General features: G+C 56.0%; 16 protein-coding genes. 5 read left to right on the top strand and 11 right to left on the bottom strand.

Going from position 1 to position 20,592, the window contains the following annotated elements; translation table 11 throughout:
- Window positions 1-80 precede the first annotated feature (80 nt).
- The 4 genes from HNQ92_RS19055 to HNQ92_RS19040 form a co-directional block, all read right to left on the bottom strand.
- Window positions 81-3,560, bottom strand: coding sequence for a PVC-type heme-binding CxxCH protein (locus tag HNQ92_RS19055; protein WP_184176175.1), 3,480 nt, complete (start codon window positions 3,558-3,560; stop codon window positions 81-83).
- 5 nt (window positions 3,561-3,565) lie between these two features.
- The gene (locus tag HNQ92_RS19050; RefSeq protein WP_184176173.1) at window positions 3,566-4,801 is read right to left on the bottom strand and encodes an SGNH/GDSL hydrolase family protein; all 1,236 of its coding nucleotides are present in this window, start codon (window positions 4,799-4,801) and stop codon (window positions 3,566-3,568) included.
- A gap of 286 nt (window positions 4,802-5,087) precedes the next feature.
- Window positions 5,088-7,028: a tetratricopeptide repeat-containing sensor histidine kinase gene (locus HNQ92_RS19045; protein ID WP_184176171.1), complete on the bottom strand. Its 1,941-nt coding sequence runs from the start codon at window positions 7,026-7,028 to the stop codon at window positions 5,088-5,090.
- 233 nt (window positions 7,029-7,261) lie between these two features.
- Complete coding sequence (locus HNQ92_RS19040; RefSeq protein ID WP_184176169.1) at window positions 7,262-7,903, bottom strand: SOS response-associated peptidase; 642 nt, start codon at window positions 7,901-7,903, stop codon at window positions 7,262-7,264.
- A gap of 245 nt (window positions 7,904-8,148) precedes the next feature.
- Between HNQ92_RS19040 and HNQ92_RS19035 the strand changes: the two genes are divergently transcribed.
- The 4 genes from HNQ92_RS19035 (at window position 8,149) to HNQ92_RS19020 (ending at window position 11,196) form a co-directional block, all read left to right on the top strand.
- Window positions 8,149-8,784: a hypothetical protein gene (locus HNQ92_RS19035; RefSeq protein WP_184176167.1), complete on the top strand. Its 636-nt coding sequence runs from the start codon at window positions 8,149-8,151 to the stop codon at window positions 8,782-8,784.
- Between the two features lie 27 nt (window positions 8,785-8,811).
- A complete protein-coding gene (locus HNQ92_RS19030; RefSeq protein ID WP_184176165.1) occupies window positions 8,812-9,516 on the top strand; it encodes a 3-keto-disaccharide hydrolase in 705 nt (234 codons plus the stop codon).
- A 47-nt stretch (window positions 9,517-9,563) separates the two neighbouring features.
- Window positions 9,564-10,328 carry a type I methionyl aminopeptidase gene (gene map, locus HNQ92_RS19025; protein ID WP_184176163.1) on the top strand — a complete coding sequence of 255 codons (765 nt, stop codon included), beginning with the start codon at window positions 9,564-9,566 and terminating at the stop codon, window positions 10,326-10,328.
- Between the two features lie 259 nt (window positions 10,329-10,587).
- A complete protein-coding gene (locus tag HNQ92_RS19020) occupies window positions 10,588-11,196 on the top strand; it encodes a pentapeptide repeat-containing protein (RefSeq protein WP_184176161.1) in 609 nt (202 codons plus the stop codon).
- Window positions 11,197-11,234: 38 nt separating this feature from the next.
- Here HNQ92_RS19020 and HNQ92_RS19015 read toward each other — a convergent pair whose 3' ends face one another.
- Complete coding sequence (locus HNQ92_RS19015) at window positions 11,235-11,372, bottom strand: hypothetical protein (protein WP_281380764.1); 138 nt, start codon at window positions 11,370-11,372, stop codon at window positions 11,235-11,237.
- Window positions 11,373-11,716: 344 nt separating this feature from the next.
- On the opposite strand from HNQ92_RS19015, the gene HNQ92_RS19010 reads away from it, so the two are divergent.
- Window positions 11,717-12,016 carry a helix-turn-helix domain-containing protein gene (locus tag HNQ92_RS19010; RefSeq protein ID WP_343063018.1) on the top strand — a complete coding sequence of 100 codons (300 nt, stop codon included), beginning with the start codon at window positions 11,717-11,719 and terminating at the stop codon, window positions 12,014-12,016.
- 330 nt (window positions 12,017-12,346) lie between these two features.
- Here HNQ92_RS19010 and HNQ92_RS19005 read toward each other — a convergent pair whose 3' ends face one another.
- The 6 genes from HNQ92_RS19005 to HNQ92_RS18980 all read right to left on the bottom strand — a co-directional run bounded on the left by HNQ92_RS19005 (window position 12,347) and on the right by HNQ92_RS18980 (window position 20,563).
- Window positions 12,347-14,020, bottom strand: coding sequence for a sensor histidine kinase (locus HNQ92_RS19005; RefSeq protein ID WP_184176157.1), 1,674 nt, complete (start codon window positions 14,018-14,020; stop codon window positions 12,347-12,349).
- 318 nt (window positions 14,021-14,338) lie between these two features.
- Complete coding sequence (gene kynU / locus HNQ92_RS19000; protein ID WP_184176155.1) at window positions 14,339-15,637, bottom strand: kynureninase; 1,299 nt, start codon at window positions 15,635-15,637, stop codon at window positions 14,339-14,341.
- A gap of 161 nt (window positions 15,638-15,798) precedes the next feature.
- Window positions 15,799-17,280 (bottom strand): hypothetical protein, encoded by a 1,482-nt coding sequence (locus tag HNQ92_RS18995; RefSeq protein ID WP_246440445.1) that lies wholly within the window; start codon window positions 17,278-17,280, stop codon window positions 15,799-15,801.
- A gap of 75 nt (window positions 17,281-17,355) precedes the next feature.
- Window positions 17,356-17,709, bottom strand: a complete 354-nt coding sequence (locus tag HNQ92_RS18990; RefSeq protein ID WP_184176153.1) for a heavy-metal-associated domain-containing protein — start codon at window positions 17,707-17,709, stop codon at window positions 17,356-17,358.
- Between the two features lie 54 nt (window positions 17,710-17,763).
- Entirely contained in the window at window positions 17,764-18,330 is a 567-nt protein-coding gene (locus tag HNQ92_RS18985) for an AraC family transcriptional regulator (RefSeq protein WP_184176151.1), read from the bottom strand.
- A 10-nt stretch (window positions 18,331-18,340) separates the two neighbouring features.
- Window positions 18,341-20,563 carry a TonB-dependent receptor gene (locus HNQ92_RS18980; protein WP_184176149.1) on the bottom strand — a complete coding sequence of 741 codons (2,223 nt, stop codon included), beginning with the start codon at window positions 20,561-20,563 and terminating at the stop codon, window positions 18,341-18,343.
- Window positions 20,564-20,592 lie beyond the last annotated feature (29 nt).

Here is a 20,592-nt window from a genome sequence, read left to right as displayed (position 1 = left end):
GTGCCCCCCTTCTTGGCTGCGTTTAAAATCCTCGGTACATTAAAAAAACTAATCAATAGCAAGTTTACACCAAAGTACCCCTACCGCCCCATAATCAACCGGGTTTGGGCCGTGCCACCGTCTAGCAGCTGCACGCTGAGGGTACTTTCTTTGAAGGTACTTCTATCCAGCGCCAGCGTAAGGACGTGGGTACCTTGCGGCAGCTCCGCCACCAGCGTTTGACCCGTTGGCTTGAGGGCTTTTGAGCCCGCCCAGGCCGTTATTCCGGCGGTGGAATTCAGCGCCAAACTCAAGGTACCTGGCGTAAGTACCTCCACCTCAAACCGGACGACGCTGTACCGCTTGTTGGGGCCTGCTTCCACGACGGGTAGCTCGGCCAGGGGCAAATCCCCGGCTACCTGGCTGTAAGCGGGCAGGTAAGGTACTTTGGTCTGGGCTTTGACAAGGTACCCCAGCCCCTCGTCCCGGAGTTTTTTGGCCAGCTCTTTGCTGTCTGGAGCGGCCTCCCAGCGGCGCACAAACCGCGCCGTAGGTACCCGGAATGATCCCGATTCGCCTAGCTTGGAGAGGTACCCTACCAGATTGACAAACTCCTCTTTTTCCAGGCTGGCGGTCAGCCCGGCGGGCATCAGCGAGCCGGGTACTTTCTCCAGTACCTGCACCTGGCTCTTGGCGATAGACACCTCTCGGCCCGACACGTCGCGCATCACGATCTCCGAGGTACCTTCACTCACCAGGTACCCCATTAGTTCGCCGCCGTCTTTTTTCACGGCCCGCTTCAGTTCGTAGCCTTCCTTGATGGATTCATTGGGGTACACGATCGAGCGAATGATGGTCTCGACCGGCGAACTGGTACCCAAGCTGCTTAGATCCGGACCGATAAGCCCCCCGGCCCCGCCGATGGCGTGGCAGGTCAGACAGCTCAGGGTACTTTTCCGAAAGACGAGCTCGCCCTTAACCGGGTCGGCGGAAGTTTTAACGGCATTGGCCAGGTTGATAATATCGCGCTCGTTCAGTTCCTGCGGCATGCGTTCCGGGGGCAAAGTACCTCCGGACGCCTCCAGTGCCTTGATCAGCAGTACAATGTTTTCGTCTTTTTGCCGGTTAAAAGGTACCTGGCGCTGCAACGTTTGCCGTCCCGCCTTGGCCATGCTTTCCGGTATTTTTTGGGTAGTGAGCTGCTCAGCCAGCGCGCGGGTTCCTTGTTTATTGGCCAAAAAAGCCTGAAAAAGATCCGACACATCCGTCTGTGGCGGCAGGGTACGCAGGAGCTCTGCTCCGATCCGCGCCGCCTCAGTCGCATTCAGCGCGACGAGCTGCGCCGTGGCCAGTTGCCGTAGCTCGGGGGTATTTTTTCCGGTGGCCATCTCGGTCAGTACCGGTTGGGCTTTGCTCTTATTCATCGCCGCCAAAGCGCCTAAAGCCGCCTTTTTCCGGTTTTTATCGCCCGTCTGCGCCAGGCGCGTCAGGCGGTCGCTCAGGGCTTCCAATTGCCAATAGCCAGTCAGCCGCAGGGCGCTGAGGGCCACGGCTTCGTCTTCATGTTCTAAAAACCGGGCAATGCGGTCCAAGTCCCGGTTGGGCTTGACGCCGCGCTGGCGGGCGGCCTCTTCGAGCGCTGCCAGTTGTGCCGCTACGTGGTTGTTTGGCGAGGTACCTGCACCTACGGCCTTATCAAAAAGCACCGTCAGATCGGCGGCGGTACCCCATTTGGCCAGCGAGCTCAGGACGTCTTTCTGGTACTCGTCGGGTACCTGGTCTTTTTGGTAAAGCTGAACCAGCTGCGCCACGGCCTCGGGCTGGCTCACCGACTTCAGCGCAAAGGTCGTTTTGCGGGCGTCGCCCAGGAAGTTCGGCTCGGCTTTCTGTCGGGCCATCCAGGCGGGTTGTAGCTCGCGCAGGGTTTGCCAAAGGGCAAAATCGAGGAATTCATCCATGGGGGCATCCAGCGCCGCCAAGGCCGTACGGGCGGCCTCCGCAGTAGGTAGTTGGCGCAGCGCGATCACGGCCTCCAGCCGTACCTGCGGGTGCGGATCGGCCACGGATTTGGTGAGTATGGCCGGTACGTCATTGATTTTGGGAGCCCACAGTTGCAGGGCCCGCAGCGCCGCCGCCCGGGCCTGGTGGCGTTGGGCGTTCAGTAGGCTTCGCAGCAAGGGCTCATTCACTACCTCCAGCGCTTGGTATACCCACAGGGCCTCCAGCAGGTGGTGCTCGTACTCCGCATCCTGCTTGTTCAGGCCATTTATCCATGTTTGTAGCGTAGGTACTACCGCCGTGGCGCCGCGTTCCTTAAGTACCTGCCGGGCCTGGTTGCGGGTCCAGTCTTCGGGCGACTTCAGGGTTTCCAGTAGCTCCGTCACGGAAGCTTTGCTGAGGGCGGGCTTTTTGACCAACGGGCGGCCTTTGGCCGTAATCCGCCAGATCCGGCCGTGCTGCTGATCGCGGCGCGGGTCGTGAAAATCGACTTCGCCGTGCTGAATGATGGGATTGTACCAGTCGGCTACGTAGATGGCACCATCGGGTCCCACGGAAATATCCACCGGACGAAACGCCACGTGATCCGTCCAGAGCAGATCTTCGGCCTGCTTGGAGGCGTAGCCACTCCCCTGCTCTTCGAGTTTGAAGCGGTTGATGCGGTTGGCCCGGAAGTCGTTGGTGATCAAACTACCCTGCCAGGCCTCCGGCAGGTGCCGGCCCGAAATAACCTCCAAACCACTGTGCTTGGGCTGGCCGGGATTGAGGCCCCGAATGATCCGCTCGGCTCCGGGGGCCGTAACGAAGGTAGCGCCCGGAAAAGCGTAGTTGATGCCTTCACCGCCCGCGCCGTCGGTCAGGAAAGACTGCCCCCAGCGGTCGAAGAGTAAGCCCCAGGGATTGATCAGCCCCTTGGCGTACACGTCCAGCTCCAGGGTTTGGGGCTGTAATTTCCACACCCCGCCACCTTCCAGGCGCTTGATGCCCGCGGGCGTCTCGACGTGGCTATAGATGTAGATCGACTGGTTGAAGTAAAGCCGCCCCTCGGGCCCCCAGCGAAAAGTATGGATGAGGTGGTGGGTATCGGCGGTACCGAAGCCGGTAAGTACGCGGCGTTTCTTGTCGGCTTTGCCATCGCCATCGGTATCCATGAAGTGCAGGATTTCCGTCGAATTGGCCACGTACACGCCGCCATCGCCGGGCAGAATGCCGGTGGGCGTCAGCAAGCCCTCGGCAAAAATGGTGGATTTGTCGGCCTTGCCGTCGCCGTCGGTATCTTCCAGAACAAATATCTTGTCGTTGGCCTGTTCGCCCGTCTTTAGGTGCGGATAGGCCGTGCTGCTCACGACCCACAGCCGCCCGTCGGCGTCCCAGTTCATCTGGATGGGCTTGGCTACCAGCGGCTCCGCCGCAAAGAGCGTCACCTCAAAGCCTTCCGCCACCCGAAACGACTCCAACTCGCGCTGGATGTCCGGACGGGGTACTTCCTTTTGGTAATTCTGCTGAATCAGGGCCGTAACAATCAGTAACACCGGAATACTAAGTACCCCGTAAAAAAATCGTTTATTTTTTATTTCTTTCATGATAACTACTTGAGGAGGGTAAGCTCATAAACGGGTGATTTCGGCTGGCCTTGCAACGCAATTTGTCCTTCCAGCCATTTGATAATAAGACCCAGCTCCGCCAGACCCTGCACGTGCCGGCCTTGCTCATAGGAGCGGAACCCCAGGATGTAGGTGCGGTTTTGGGGACGATACTGGTGAAAAAACAATTCGTTCTTTTTGAAGATCATTTCCTGTAGCTGGCTCACCTGCCGGTAGGATGGCGCGTGGCTCAGCGCTACGCCCGCCGCCCAGTCCTGAGCCGAGGCCGTCGCCACCGGCGCGCCGTCGGCCGTGAGCGTATAGAATCCTTTCTTGAGCCCAAGTACCTTAAGTACCTGTTCCTGACGGACCGGGGTACCGCCTTCTTTCGGTAGTGGGAGGGGTAGGTTTTTTTCTTCGATGGTGAATCTCAGGCTTTCGCCCGGCTTGGTAGCCGCCAGGATTTTGGCCGGAGCCGAGGCCTGCGCACTGTTTTTACTGACGGTCAGGGTCGTTTGCCCGCCGCGCTGGGCCAGGCCCAGCCCTTTTTCCAGCGCCAGCGCCAGGTAGTAGTAGCCGGTTTCGTTGAGGTGAATGCCGTTGTCGGACACAGGTACCTGCGCGGCCGCTTCCCGCATGGGACCGTACAGATCAATGAACGGCTTTCCGCGCTCCACGGCCATTTTGGCCACCGCCGAGGCGTACATTTCCAGCTTGGCGTTGCGCTCGGCGGCCGTCGCCACGGCGGCCGTGGCCGTCGTGACCGGAATGGGCGACAAAAGTACGGCTCTAGCTCCGAGCTCATCTACCTTGTCGAGTAGTTTTTGGAGGCCTTCCCGGAAGCGCGGCAGGCCCGCTTCGCCTTCCAGGGCCTCGATGCCGCCGTAGGCAATGAACACTACCGTGGGCTGCGCCTTGGTCAGCTGATCCATCAGCAGGTCGTAGGCGGTAGGTGGATTGGTAAAATAGCTGCGCGCCTCGCCCCAGACCGTGTCGCCGGTCCAGCCGAGGTTGCGGTAAGTTACGTTGCGGTGGGGCCAGCGGGTGGCCAGAGCCAACTCCAGGTACCCGTACGGCAGGTCGTTTTCGAACAGGGAATTTCCCAGAAAAACCACCCGGTCGCCGTCTTTGAGCTCAAAAGTACCCGGAGGCTTGGGCTGGGCCAGGACCGAGGCGGTTGGAAAAGCAATGAACCATAGTAGCATATAACCGAGCGCGGTCGATGCCTTTTTCTTTTTCATGCAGGCGTTAGAAATAGGAATGAATGGAAGTAAGCGTATGACAATTTGGTAAAGTACCCGGCCGGAGCCGCTGCTTTTGGACAAGGGTGTACTAGTTAAAGACTGAAAAAGCCGGAAATTAACCTTATTCCCATAAAAAATAAAATGAGAGGTACCGGGATTCCCGCTCCTGAACGGCGACGTCGAGCAGGATTTAATTTGCAAATCGCGGCGGGAAGTTGCGGTTTAAGATACCGCAGGCTACGATTTAAAACACGGCTGGAATGCTATCGGCACGAGATCGGCTTCACGGCTCGCTGACCACCGTTTCTGATTCCTCCTGCGGCTGACATGCGGGCAGCTTCACGTAGAAAGTACTACCCTGGCCGGGGGTACTTTCTACCTTGATGGTTCCTTGGTTCAAATCGAGCAAATCGCGCCCTATTTTCAAGCCCAGGCCTGTTCCTTTCTCGTGAGCCGTTCCGGGGGTACTTTCTACTTTGAAGGAAAATAACCTTGTGAGTTGCTCCTCGACCATGCCCACGCCGGTGTCGTGCAGGGCTAGGGTTACATCCGACCCTGACCGGTACCCTTTTAGTTCAATGAGTCCACCCTGGGGCGTAAATTTAATGGCGTTGACCAGTAGATTCCGGACTACGATCCGGATCATATCCCGGTCGGCCCAGGCGACCAGAGACCCTGGGATAGTGCAAACTACCCGTAGTTCTTTTTCACGAATCTGAACCTGAAGTACCTCCACTGTATCTTGTACTAAAGCGCTCAGGTTGAGTTCTACGGGCCTCAGCTGAAAGCCGTTCATCTGGCTCTTTGACCATACCAATAGATTATCCATCATGTCCAGCGTTTGGCGCGATTCTTTGTTCAGGGCGGGTAAGAAATCGGTAAGTTCTTCGAGGCTGATGAGTTGATTTTCCATCATATCCAGCAGATTGATAAGCTGTATGAAAGGCCCTCTTAGATCATGAGCTACTACGGAAAACAGCTTATCTTTAACCCGGTTGGTTTCTTCCAGCTGATCGTTTTGTTGCACGACGAGCTGATTACTCTTTCGTACCTTCTGGTGGAGGTTTTTTAGTCGAAAAAAGGATATTCCTACCACGGCCAGGCTGATAAGGGTCAGGAAAAGTACCAGGCGTTGGTAAAAAATAACCTTCTCGTCCGTGCTTCGGGCCAGTAGCAATCGTTTGTTCTCACTTTCGTGTTCTTCGAGCGCAAATCGAACCTTATGAAGCGCTATAATGGTATTTTTATTTTCGTTCAGCAGGCTATCGGTAATAAGCTGATACCGCTTAAAATACTGAAGAGCGCTGGCATGGTTGCCGGCAATGGAATCTAGCAGGTGAAACTTGTAATACACCGTAGCCATGTTTTCCCGGCTGTTCATTTGTTGGGCCAGCACAGCACTCTTTTCGTAGTACTCCCGAGCCCGCGGGTAGTGCCCAAGTTGGTAATTAATATCGCCTAGCAAAAGATGAATGGCCTGGACATTGCGGGGGCTGATATTCTGTTTGTTGATGAAATACAGCGCTTCGGTGCCTATTTTCAGGGCTGTTTCATATTTCTTTCGAGCCACAAGAAGCGACGCCGAATGATAGTAAGAAACAACGACCCAGTCGTTTTCTTTTACGGCCTGAGCCAGTTCTTTTACGCGTTGATAGTACTTTTCCGCCTTTCCAAATTGCCTTAGATCTTCGTAACAAGAGCCCGTGTTGGATAAAATCGTCAGCCGGATCGGGTGTGTACGGTTTCCCAATAGCTTTTCGGCTTTCAGAAAATACGGCAACGCCTGCTTATAATCTTTTAGCGTAGCATAGTAGCAGCCTATGTAGTTTACGGTTCCCGCCAGGCCCACGGTATCGCGCAGCGCTTGAAAAAGCCGTTTAGAATGCTCCAGGTACCGTAAGGCCGTTACGTCTCCGTGGATGAGCATATAGGATAACGCCAGGTTTTTGTAGGCGGTTGCTTCGCCACGCGGGTAGTTGAGTTTTCTGGCCAACAGCAGCGCCTGCTGACTATACGCAGCCAGGTCCTTGGCATCGTAAGAAAAGCTTTTATAAGCCAGTTCGTTGAGTTGAATCACCTTCAGCGTATCCTCCCGAGGGTTGTTCCGCACAGCGTCCCGGAGGCTATCGAGCGCATCCTGCTGGCCGTAGCTTTTTGGGCAAAACAAAATCAGGAGAGGCAGTATCGTCCATACTACGAGCCGTTTGCTTTTAGCTGTACTCATGCCGTTTGGAAAGAGATCCTGTAGTCTAAGGGGTGAAAATCAGTTATGTATCTAACAGTGCGGTTGGCCGCTGACTAGTCTTGGGCAAAGGGCGTCGCCAGCGGCTACGCATACGATCAAAAGAGGCTCAATACAAAAGCATTTCTCGGCCACAAATGTAGCCTATAGGTGAATAGAAACAAAAAATCCTGGAAGAGACCAAGGCTTTTCCAAAACCCAGGAAATAGGCCAAGCTACCCCTCCATGACCTCCGCCCGCATGAGTTCCTCGGGCAGGGGCTGCATCAGGGCTTCGATCTCGGCGCGGGGCAAGTCGCGCGCAATCCAGCGGCGCTCGTGCTCCGGCGGCAAGATGAACGGCATCCTTTCCTTGGTGTTATGGATGTAGGTCATCAGCGGGTTGGCCGGGGTGGTGATGATGGAGCAGGTTTGGTAGGTTTGGTGGGTGGTGGGGTGCGTCCAAAGGGCATAGAGCCCGCCCAGCGCCAGGGGCTGCTCCGCTTGCAGCCGAATGAAATAGGGTACTTTCTTTTTACCCTCGTGGCGCCATTCGTAGAAACCATCCACCAGCACCAGGCAGCGGTGGTACATAATCGAGCCCTTGAAACTGGGCTTCTCAAAGAGCGTTTCGCTGCGGGCATTGAGCGTCATGCGGGCCAGCTCGTCGGCTTTGTCGGCCCGGGCCCAGACGGGGATGAGCCCCCAGCGCATAAACTGGATGTGTTGGGGAAACTCCGTGGTAATGACGGGTACCGTCGGCAGCGAAAAACCCGACACCTTACCTTCCGGCTCGTAGGCGTCGATCTCAACCGCCTGGGCCCGAAAGCGCTCCTCCAGCGCCTCCTTTTTGGATTGACTTAGGATATAAAAACACATAGCCTTAAAGGTAGCAATTCTCCCGGATTTATTCAACCGTGCCAATCACCCTAAGCGATACCCCTTTATCTTTGTGTTCAAAGTACTGAGGTACCTAAAGGTATTTGCGAGGTACTTTGTCGCGAAGTACCTCGAGGCCTTACGAATAAATTCTTCCCCACCAACTCGATACCTCCGGCAAAACAATTTACTTTGGGTAAAAAAACGCAAGCTCCCTCACTGTAGCACCCGAGCCGGAAGTACCTATGGAGAATCCGTACCGCAATTACAACCCCCTCGCCAAGTTGTACGAGTACCTCAAAACCCACGAACTGGGTATCACGATTTCGGTGGGGGCCTACCTGCTGCTGGTTTCCATCGGGATGGTATTTAGCTTTTTTTATTACATCACCTTTAAGATCAACATCTTCCGGTTTTCCAACCTCAACGACTTCATCATGGCGCCCTTCCAGGAGATCGCCGCCATTTTGTTTGTGGCGGCCAGCCTGCTCATTTTGGGGGGACTTTACAAGCTCAACGAGATCCTGTATGACAAGTTTCCGGTCATCCGCAAGTGGACTTTTTACAAGAATAAATCCGAAGCACACCGCAACAAAATCCGGGACCGGATGGGGTTCGCCATGATCGGCCTGTACGTCTTCGTGGCCGTGCAGTACTACGCGCTCTACCAGGCCAACCAGGTTCGGCACGATACCCGGAAGTTTAGCTACCAGGTACTTTACGAAGATTTTCCCGCCGACAGTACCCACTACCAGTACCTGGGCGACAACTCTACCTACTTTTTTTTGTACAATCCCAACATCAAACAGGCCGTCGTAGTACCGCTGGGAAAAGTAAAGACCGTCTCGATCCATAAGAATCCCAACGGTTCCTTCTTTTAACCAAAGTACCTTACTGAAATTGCTTCCATGAAAAAAACAACAACCTGCCTGGCCCTGCTCCTGGGGGTACTTTGGGCCTGCCAGCTGCCCGCCCAGGGCCAATCCAAAAGCCTCTTCAACGGCAAAGACCTCAGCGGCTGGCACGCCGACGTGCCGGATATGGACAAAAATCCGAACCTGAAAACGCCTTTCCTGGTGCGCAACGGCCTGTTGGTAAGTATGGGCACGCCCGGCGGCCACCTCATCACCGACGCTACCTACCAGAACTACCGCCTCGAGCTCGAGTACCGTTTTGCGGCCAAACCCGGCAACTGCGGTGCGCTGGTCCACGCCTCGACGCCCCGGGCGCTGTACGACATGTTTCCGAAGTCCATCGAAGTACAAATGATGCACCAAAACGCGGGCGATTTCTGGTGTATTCAGGAAGATATCACCGTGCCCGACATGGAAAAACGGCGCGGCCCGCGCGAGAACTGGGGCGTCAACGGCAATAAGCTTCGCCGCATCCCGAACCTCACCGACGGTTCCGAGAAGCCCGTGGGCGAGTGGAACGCCCTGACCATCGAGTGCCTCAACGACGAGGTCAAGGTTTGGGTCAACGGTGATTTTGTCAACCACGGCTTTAATTGTACCGTACGGTCGGGCCAGATTGCCCTGCAAGCGGAAGGCTCGGAGGTGGAGTTCCGTAAGGTACTTTTAACGCCCATCGCCAAGCTTTCTGAACAGCCATAGCGGCGCGTTTTTTATCTTTGTTAGAAATAATTTTAAAAAAAGTACCTATGTCCATTACGTCCCAAGCCGAACTCGACGGCATGAAGGCCATCAGCGAGGCCGTCGGCGCTACGCTCAAGCAAATGCGCGACTACGCCCAACCCGGCATGTCCACCCAGGAACTGGACGATTTTGGCGGGGAACTCCTGCGGCAGTACGGGGCGCGGTCGGCCCCGCGGCTTACCTACGGCTTTCCGGGCTGGACCTGCATCAGCCTCAACCACGAAGTAGCGCACGGCATCCCCTCGCGGCGCAAGATCCTCCAAGAAGGCGACCTGGTCAATATCGATGTATCGGCCGAGCTGAACGGCTACTGGGCCGACAACGGCGGCTCGTTTGTGCTCGGACCCGACCTGCACGGCCACCAGCCCCTCGTGGATGCCTCGCGGGCCATTTTGCGCAAGGCCATCGGCCAGATCAAGGGCGGCGTGCGGATCGCCGAGATCGGGCGGCTCATCGAGACCGAAGCGCGTAAGGCGGGCTTCCGGGTGATCCGGAACCTCGTAGGCCACGGCGTGGGCCGAAGCCTGCACGAGGAGCCCAGCGAGATACCCTGCTTCTACGACTCCCACAATACCCGGCGCTTCAAGCGCCACTCAGTAGTGGCCATCGAGACTTTCATCTCCACCCGCGCGGCCTACGCCCACGCCACCAACGACGGCTGGACGCTCATGACCAAAGACCGTAGCTACGTAGCCCAGCACGAGCACACCATCGTCATTACCGACGCGGAGCCTCTGATCCTGACCGCCGCCAACCAGCTCTGGGGTTAAAAAGTACCCTTGTCACCCTCTTTTCTTTAAAAAAATTAAAAATAGCTCGTGATTTTTACAAAAAAACCCACAAAGCTGACTTTTATCAGTTATTGTAACTTTGATTTTTAGTTACTTGCACCTTACTATTTTGTAACGTTATAGTGTGAACAGCCCGGCCGTCTTATGATCGGGCTTGTTTTTTTGTAAAAGGTACCTGCTGAAAGTGCTGGGCGGCTATCTTCCGCACCCTATTTTAGGTACTTTTCTTCTTCAAAAAATGAAGACTGACGGCTATCTTTGCCGCTCTACCAGCTACTTCTCTGTGGAATACTACGACCAGATTTTTGAAAATATCAACTACGCCGGACAGGTACTGGCCCAGCTGGAATTTGAGCAATGTACCTTCATCAACTGCACGTTTGAAGGAGTGCGGTTTCCCAAAACAACCTTCATGGACTGCGTCTGCCAAAACTGTAACTTCGGGCTGGCTGACTTCAAAGGTACCGGCCTCAAGAATGTTACCTTCGAGCAGTGCAAAATTACGGGCGTGGACTTCGGACAGTGTCAGGATTTCATGCTGGCGTTTACCTTCGTCGGCTGTAATTTGAGGTACTCAAGCTTTGGCCCACAAAAGCTCAAAAAGACGCGCTTCCAGGACTGCGACATCCAGGATGCCAACTTCCTGAACGTGGATCTGACCCAGGCTACGTTTCAAAACTGCAACCTCGACCGTTCCGTTTTTTCACGCTGTGTGCTGAAAGGAGCCGATTTCTCGACCGCCTACTCGTTTGTCATTGATCCCGAAGACAACCAGCTCGAAAAGGCCCGCTTCGCGCGCGACGGCCTGGCCGGACTGCTGCAAAAGTACCGGCTCCAGATCGTGTAGGGGTACTTAGAAGAAGGGTACTTTAGGTACCAAGTACCTCAGTTGACGCTTTCCAGCATCGGGAACTGCTGCTTCCACATGTCGTAGTACTTGCCTTTTTTGCTCAGCAAGCGCTTGTGGGTACCTTCCTCGACGAGTTTGCCCTGGTGAAGTACCACGATCTTGTCGGCGTTCATGACGGTGCTGAGCCGGTGCGCAATGATGATGATCGTTTTCTGCTTCTTCCGCAGCGACTGTACCGCCAGCTGAATGTGCTGCTCGGAGTGGGCAACGGCCAGGTACTTCCGGCTTAGTGGGTCAGTGACTTGGGCATCCCTCCAGATCCAGGGCTCAGGCCGGCGTCGGTTTTGAAACTACCTGCTGGAACCGCAAACAAGCCTGGAAAGAGAAGTCCTGGGTATAAGGTACTTGCGGATTAATTATTTATTTCTTCCCGTCTGTTTTCATCTAAGTACTTTACCTGGGCCGTATGTTTAAGTAAACTATGTTTCACCAATAAAAGTACCTTATGCAAGTTTTCGTGGAATCAAAAATACGATCAGTAGCCGCCAACATAAGGAAAATCAGGGAGTTTAGAGATTATACGCAGGAGTACCTGGCCATGAAACTGGGGATTTCGCAGAATGCTTACAGCAAGATAGAACTCGCCTACACACGCCTTACCCTGGAACGTTTGCTTCAGATAGCCTACATTCTGGAAGTAGATACGCTGGATCTGATCCGGTGCGAGGGAGAAGAACTACTCCAGCTCCGCTTACGAAACGACGCCACGAGTGATTCCCTCTGCGGCCTGAAACCTTTGGTTGCCAGCCAGGCGTAGCAGGTAGGTACCTGGCTGCCTGCTGGGAGAATAAAAAAACGTAGGTACCTTTTCATCCTTAAATAAGAGAAGAGGTACCTACAAACTCGGCGGGGATATATAAGATCGTTTTATTGTCTTTTCGGCCAATAAAGTACCCACGGCTAACAGAAGTACCTATCAACGCTCTTACTTTCGTAAAGCAACGGACGGCACACTCCTAGTCAGACCCCGTTTCGAGCCAAAGGGTTGGAAACGTCTTGCTTTTTTTACAGAATAGTATTCTTAGGATAATGGCTGCGGCCAAAGAAAACACAAGGAAGGTACCTGCACTACTGAGCTGGCAAGTACCTAGGCCGGATGGCGCAGGGGCAGGTAGATGAAGAAGGTAGTCCCCTCATTTAATTCGCTTTCGGCAAAAACAACGCCCTGGTGATTTGCCACTATTTTTTTGCAAAGGGCCAGTCCAATGCCGGTACCGCTGTAGGCTTTGCTGTGGTTCAGTCGCCGAAAAATGGTAAAAATCTGCTGCGCGTACTTTGGCTCAAAGCCAATGCCGTTATCCTTAAATATGATCTCTGCGTAGTCAACGCCTGGCCGCAGGCCGAGCTGGGCGTCCATTTCTGGGCCGGAAAGTACGCGGGCCGAGATCTCGATGGCTGGCTTTTTGTCCGAAAATTTGAGGGAGTTGCTCAGCAAATTTGAAAACAGCTGGTTTAGCTGACGGGGAATGCTGTCAATCACCGGAAGCCGGTTCAGCTGAATGGACGCCTGTTTTTGTTCGATCATCAACTCGAAGTCTACCAGCACCGTCGCCATGATCACGTTCAGGTCCGTGGGTACGTACTGTTCGTCTTTTTTGGCCAAACGTGAATAGTCGAGTACATCCTTGATGAGCTCGACCATACGGCGGGCCGACGAATTGATCTTGCCGAGGTAGGTTTTGGCCGTTTCTTCGGAGTGCAGGTTATCTCCCAGCAGCTCGGAAAAGATCTGGATCTTGCGCAGGGGTTCCTGAAGATCGTGGCTGGCGATGTAGGCAAACTGCTCCAGCTCCTGGTTGGTTCGGAGCAGCGCCTCGTTGGACGTATAGAGCTCCCGGGTTCTTTCTTCCACGAGCTTTTCCAGCCGCTGCTCGTTTTCTTCTAGCCGTTGCCGGGCCAGTACCTGGTCCGTTACTTCCGTAGCCACCACCATAATCCCCCTTACGCGATTGCTTTCCTCCGTAATGGGCTCGTACAAAAAATTAACGTAGATGGTTTCCATGATCCCGTTACGGAGCAGCTCCAGCGGGCGCTCGTAGGCCACCACGCGCTGCCCGGAAGTGTACACGTTGGCCAGCAGCGCTTCCAGGCCCTGGCCTTTGGCGTCGGGTAAGCCTTCAAAGATGGGCTTGTTTATAACCTGTTTGGGCGACTTCCCCCATATTTCCAGGATCCGATCGTTGGCAATTTCCACCACGTGCCGGGGCCCCATAAGGGTAGCAATGGCCACCGGAGCCTTCACAAACATTTCGTTGATTTGCTGCTGGTGCAGCGCCAGATCAAGCCGGGCCTTTTCGCCTTTTTCCTTCAGCAGGATCTGCTCGGTAATGTCCGTAGTGGTATTGAGAATATACGCTACCTGACCGTCCTCGCCCAGAATCGGGACGTTGCAGTTGGACCAGTAAAATGGCTCCAGTTTACCGCTGGCGGGTGAAATTATTTCGTACTTATAAATGGGCAGATCCACCTGTTGCCTGGTTTCGATCACCTCCATGAAGGCCCGAAACGCGCTGAGTGCGCCGCTGGGATCGGTTTCGTTATCCGTAAAGACTTCAAAAACGCCCTTCCCGATCAGGTCTTCCCGCTTACAGGCCGTCATCTTCAGGTACTGATCACTCACCGCCAGCATGGTGAAGCGGGGCGGGTCGGCCTTAATGACCAACGAAGCGGCCGATTTTTCAAATACGGCTAAAAAATTAATGTCTTTCCACGGCGCGCTTGAATCCTTTTCTCGTTCAAATGGATTGGATTTGTCGTTCATAGTGAGGGTTATTTCATTAGGAAGCTTAGTAGCATGAAAGTCATCCGCTTACTAAGCAAAAAGAGTGTGCTACTCTCAATATGATTGCACCAGTATAAAAAAAATGGGGCAAATCGGCTAGCCAGCAAGCCAGTTAGGGAACTATTTCCACAATGCTTCTTACATATATGGAAAAAGAGATCAAAACGATGTTGGTTACGGTTCATCCGCACTCGTTCAAGGGTACTTCCGGCAGCTGTTAATATTCATGTACCGCTAATTTGAAAAAATGTTGGGTTTGAACCTGCGTGAGTCCCAAAAGGCCCCTTACGAAAAAGCCTAGAAAGGGTACCTGGGTCGTGAAGCCGCATAAAATGTATCCAGTGCCTCCCCTACCCGCCATACCTCTTCAAAGGTATTGTAGAGCGGTGCCGGAGCCAGGCGAATGCAGTTGGGCTCGCGCCAGTCGCCCACGATCCCGCGCTGCCCGAGGTAGTCAAAAAGTACCTTTCCTTCTGCCCGTACCAGCCACGACAGCTGACACCCCCGCTCTTCGGCGCGTGGCGGCGTCATGAGCGTGATGGGCGCGCCGTAGCGCTGGTTGATGTCTTGTAAAAGAAACTCCAGGTAGCCCGTCAGGCGCAGGCTTTTTTCCCGTAGGCGCTCCATCCCCCCCGCTTCTTCAAAGAGCCCCAGCGCCGCCCGGTGCACGGCCAGCGGCAAAATGGCCGGGGTACTTAGCTGCCAGCCCGCCGCCCCCGGCATAGGCACGAAGCCTTGGGTCATCTCGAAACGCCGCGCTTCGTCGTAGCCCCACCAGCCCGCCAGGCGAGGTGCCTGGGCCTTGTGGTGTTTTTCGTGCACGAAGAGTCCTGCCACCCCGCCCGGCCCCGCGTTGAGGTACTTGTAAGAGCACCATACCGCAAAGTCCACGTCCCAGTGGTGCAGGTGCAGGGGTACATTGCCCACGGCATGAGCCAGGTCGAAGCCCACCGGAATACCCAGCGCACGGGCCTTTTGGGCCAGCGCCTGCATCGGAAGTACCTGCCCGTTGTAGTAGTGCAGCCCACTCATCACCACCAGCGCCAGGGTGTCGGCCTGCTGGTCCAGGACTTGCAGGAGGTCTGCTTCGCGCCAGTGAAACTCGCCCGCCCGCAGGGGTACTTCTACCAGTACCTCCGCCGGGTCCAGGCCCCGGCTGCGCACATGGGTTTCGAGGGCGTACTGGTCGGAGGGGAAGTCACCCGCCAGCGTCAGGATTTTGGTGCGGGTACCCGTTGGCCGGTAAAAGGTAGTCAGCATCAGGTGCAGGTTCACGGTGAGGTTGTTCATGGGGCACACCTCCGCGGGCCGCGCACCCACCAGTCGGGCCAGCGGCTCCTGGCAGCTGCGGTGGTAGGACAGCCAGGGCGCGTCGCCCTCAAACCAGCCCTCTACGCCCCGCTGTTGCCAGCTCATTAGCTCCCGTTCCAGCGCTTGCCGAGCCCGCCGGGGCTGCAAGCCCAGCGAGTTGCCACAGAGGTAGGTAAGCGGCTGGCCGTCCCGCTCGGGTACCAGAAACTCGGCCCGGAAGTGCCGCAGTTCGTCGGTTTCGTCAAGGTACCTGGCGTAGTCGAGGCTGTTGAGGTAAGTGGTCATGAATGGGGTCGTTGAATAAATGGTGAAAGAAACGATACTGGCCGCATTGCAAAGTACCCCTATTTTCTGCAAACCTACTTTCTCTATTTTTTTTACAAGACTAAAAAAAAACGCCCCCGAAAAATCCGGAGGCGCTGTGCGGCTTGCTTCGGTCAAGTACCCTAGTTCATGCGCATGCGGGCGGGGGTGAGCCGCAGGTACACTTGGGCCGACACGGGATTAGCTCCGTAGAAAGGTACCAGGGCCTCACTCTGCCGGTGAAAAGTACCCTGTGCGCCCAGCTGCAACAGCGTATGGGCCCAGTACCCCAGCTGACGGTTCAGCCCCAGGGTCAGGCCCTGCACCACAAAGACGTCGTCGTGGTGGAAGCCCGCGGGCTCCTGCACAAAGAGCTCCTCCGCGGTTTTCTGAATCCACTCGTAGCGTCCGTACACGGCCCATTTATTGAGCTGTAGGTTCGACTCCAGCAGCAGGGCGTTGTCTTTATGATCAGCCCCTGCGTCGTTGAGCCCCCACACCAGCGAGGTAGCCAGCCAGCGGTCTTCGCCGGTCAGCGGCAGCGAATGCTGCACCGAGGCCGTAGTACGGATCACGTCTACGTCGGGATGAAGTACCTCGGGGTTTTTGATCCAGCCGCGCGAAACCTGCAAGGCCCAGGCAGCCGAGGGATTAAAGAGCAGCCGGTAGCTGTGCGAATCGAAACGGGGTTTGTCGAAGTTATAGCGGTTTTCGTCCGGCTCGCGGCCCGTGAAGCGCGAGGCCTCCGCCTTAAATTTGCCGTAGCGCACGCCCGCCGTCACTACCCCAAAAGTGATGTGGGTGGCGTCCTGCCAGTGGTGGCCCAGCACGGCGTCGGGGTTGTTAAAGGCCGACATACGGTGCATGAAGGCCGTCGGACCCAGGGCGGGCTCTCCGGGGTACCCGGCGTAGAGCGTTAGGTCCAGTTTCGGGCCCAGCCGCTGGGTATAGGCCACGGCCAGCTCCGAGACCAGGTCGTGTGGGTGCTGCCGGTCGATGAGCGGCACGCCCCGCCACGTCTCGCCCGACTGGTACAATAGCGGGTACCCGGCCCCGCCGTCGAAGGGGCGGTCCAGCGACATCATGCCGCGCAGCGTCAGCAGGCCGTTTTGTCCCACCTGCCGCTGCGCCATGCCCATCACCCAGTTGGGTACGCTCACGCGCGCATCGGCCCCTTTCCGGCCTGAGTTGTTGAGATTCTGGGCTGTGTAGCGCAAAAAAACGCTGGCGTGCAGCATGTAGTTCCAGCGGGAGCCGTGCCGCATGTAGGCGTACATGGGGGTGGCGTCGGGCTGCCAGCCGGTACCGGAGCCGTTGCGGGTCATGGGTAGGCTCAGGGAAAAGGCGTGCGTCATGGTGTATTCGCCCGCCATCGTGGTATCCACCGTGGCGGTATCCACCGTGGCCGCGTGGTCGTGGTGTTGGGTGTGGTCGGTGGTATCGGGCCGGGTAGGATGATGGTGCTCGTGCTGCGCATAGCCCGAGGGCATGCCGACTACCAGACACAAACCCGCGCCCAGCGCAAGTACCTGACCGGTCCTACGAAGTACCTGCCACAGCGAAAACGAGAAGCGGGGGGTACTTGAGCGAGCCTCAGGTACCCCTTTCGGGTTCAATACTGTCATTTTTTTTATGCGTTGATGAAGAAGTCAATAGCCGTTTGGGCCAAGTACCTTAAACTAAGTACCCCTGCCGGGTACTTAGTCTACGTGCGGAGCCGCCGTTTTTTGGCAGCACTTGGGTAGTTTGTCGTGCGCTTTTTGGTCAGCCACGAGGTCGTTGGCGTCGTAGCCGGTCTTCACGATGGTGGCCTTGATGGCGGCCTCGTCGGTTTTGCTGGGGTTATACTTCACCGTCATCACCTTTGTTTTTAGGTCCAGGTTGGCTTCTTTTACGCCTTTAGACAGCCCCAGGTTACGCTCCAGGCGCGACTTGCACATGCCACAAATGGCCGACGTTTTGACTTTCACTACCTTCTCCTTGTCGTCGGTGGCGTGGGCCGCGCCCAGGGTCATGGCAAAGGCAAAGAGTACAGAAAAAAGAATGGTCTTCATGATCGTTGGATTACATTAGGGTTATAAAAATAAGATTAAAAGGTACTTGCTACATTAAATTTCGTCCAGCGCTTTGCGGCGGGTACTGGCGTTTTTTCGGTACTGGCCGGGCGTTTGGCCCGTTACTTTCTTGAACTGGTTGGCCAGGTGCGCCGCGCTGCTATAGCCCAGCCGCCAGGCCATTTCGCTGATGCTCAGCTCCCCGTACGAAAGCCACTCCTTCACCTTTTCGATGCGCTGGGCAATCAGGTACTGCTCGATGGTCGTGCCCGTTTCGGCCGAAAACAGGTGGCTCAGGTACGAGTACTCGTAGCCGGTTTTTTCCACCAGGTAGTCCGAGAAATTCATGGCTCCGGGCTTGTTTCCTTTCAGGTGCTGCACTTCCTCGATGATGAGGGTTTTGATGAATTCCACCAAGGCCCCGCGGCGATCGTCGAGGAGTTCGAAGCCCGCCTGCTCCAGGGCCGCGCGCACGCGGGTACGTAGGGGATCTTCCAGGGTACCTTCTACTTCTACCTCCCCCAGCTCCACGCGCAGTACGCGCAACCCCAGCCCCTCCAGCTCCTCCCGCACTACCCGCTTGCAGCGGTCGCACACCATATTTTTGATGAGTAGTTTCATGGATCTGCTTTTACTTGATCTTGTACCGAATGCCCGCGTAGAGCGTACGCCCCACTACCGGCCCCCACACCTGCCCCGCGTCAAAATCGCGGCCAAAGGGATTGCTAGCGCCCAGAATGGGGTTGGCCTGCCGAAAGTTGTTCAGGTTTTCGCCCCCCAGGTACACGTCCCACTTCGGAAACGTACGGGTCACCTGGGCGTTCAGGTTGTAGAAAGCCGGTGCCAGCTCCGCGGCCATGTTTTGGTAGGTAAAAGTACCGTGTTCATGTTCCGTCCCCATTCTCGGAATGCGCCGCGTACCGTTCCACTGCACCGTCAGGTCAAACTTCCACTTGTCGTAGGGCAGCGCGTAGCCCGCGTTGAAAAGTACCCGGTCGCGGTTGATCATCATGCGAGGCAAAAGTATCTGCTCGTCAAAAGGTTTACCCAGGGTTTGTTTTACATCAAACAACCGATAGGCTAGTTTTAATTCAAACCGCTTGGCCGGAGTCACGTTCAGCTCGGCCTGAAAGCTGTTGGCGTAGGCCTGATCCTGCAAATTATAAAAGTACAGGTACCCCGGCCGCTCCATGTCGGCCACGAGTTGGTTCTCAAACTGGGTGCGGTAGTAGTCTACAATGAACGTAGCGTGCATCCCGCCCAGGTGCAGGTCGCGCGTCAGGCTCAAGCCGTAGTTCCAGGACACCTCGGGCCGTAGCTGCTCTAAGAATACCACCGTGCGCGAGCTCACCAGGTTGCCGTAGTACTCGGCCAGCGGATTGGCCATCCTAAAGCCCCGCCCCGCCGAGGCGCGTAGCGTCGTGTGGGCGTCGAGGTCGTACTTGAGGTGCAGGCGGGGCGTAAACTGAGTACCGACTAAATTATGGACATCCAGGCGCGTACCCGCCACCAGCACAAACTTGTCGAGGTAGTTGTAGGTATATTCAAAGAAAGTACCCGGTACCGACTCGGTGCGCGCCAGCGTGGTGTCGCGGTAGGTCTCGTGGTAGTCGTCCAGGAGGTAGCTCAGGCCCGTTTTGAACGAGTGGTTGGTATTGCTAATGATGGACTGGTACACCAAATTGCCGTAGAAGGTACCTTGGCGGCCGTCGTAGCGGGTGCGGCCAAAGTACGAGCGACCGTCGTAGACCGAGGCGTTCACGATCAGCCCCAGGCCTTTGTAGGGCTGGTGGGGGAAGAGCTTCGCTACCTTGGAAAATACCTCGTAACGGCTGACGTTGTTGCCAAAGCCATAGACCGGCGAGGTACCTTCCTGCCCCGGCCGAAAGGCCATTTGTCCGCCCTGGCGGGTTTCGTGCAGGGCCTTCACGCCAAACTGCGCCATCAGGCCTTCGCTCTGGTACTTCCAGCGGTTTATGGCATTAAACTGTGTGTAGAGCGGCAAATCCAGGAAACCGTCCCGGTTGTTATCGACGCGGTTGCGGAGGGTACTGGCGTGCGAAAGCAGCCCCACGCTCCATTTATCGGAAAGCTCGTGCGCCAGGTTGAGGTTGAGCTCGCCCCGGCCAAAGTTATTGACGTAGGCATTGAAGTGCAGCTTTTCGAGGCCGTCGGGCTTTTGCAGCTCCACGTTGATCTGCCCGGTCATGCCTTCGTAGCCGTTCACGACCGAGCCTGCGCCCTTGCCGATGTCGATGGACTCGATCCAGGTACCTGGCACGTAGTTGAGGCCAAAGGTGGTGGCCAGGCCCCGGATGGCCGGGATGTTCTCGACGTTGGTTTGGATGTAGGTACCGCTCAGGCCCAGCATCTGGATCTGCTTCGCGCCCGTCACGGCGTCGCCGTACGAGACTGACACCGAGGCGTTGGTCTCGAAACTTTCCGATAGGTTGCAGCAGGCGGCCTTGGCCAGCGCGCGGCTGGTGATGATCTCGGTTTGGGTGGGCGAAAGGCGGTCTATAGCCGTGGAGTTTCCTTGTACTACCACTTCTTCGAGCGTTTGCTCGCTCTTAAGTACCACTTCCCACTCGCTTTCGGCACCGATGGTTAGGGTATCGTTGATGTACCCTACAAAGCTGACCACGAGGCGGTTGGACTGGGTACTTCGAGGCATGGAGAAGCGTCCCTGCTCGTCGGCCGAAGTACCCAGGGTGGTACCGGCCCAGTAGACGTTGGCACCGGGCAGGGGTACTTTCCCGGTTGGTCCTTGTTCGTATACGGTACCCGTTACCCGCTGTGCCTGGGTTAAGGTACCTAGCAGGACCAGTAGCCCCGCCAGTAAATAAATGCGCATGGTTTGGATTTAGATTCGTTGAAGAAAGC

Source organism: Rhabdobacter roseus (assembly GCF_014202275.1).
Taxonomy (GTDB): Bacteria; Bacteroidota; Bacteroidia; order Cytophagales; family Spirosomataceae; genus Rhabdobacter; species Rhabdobacter roseus.
This window is presented reverse-complemented; position numbering and strand designations above follow the sequence as displayed.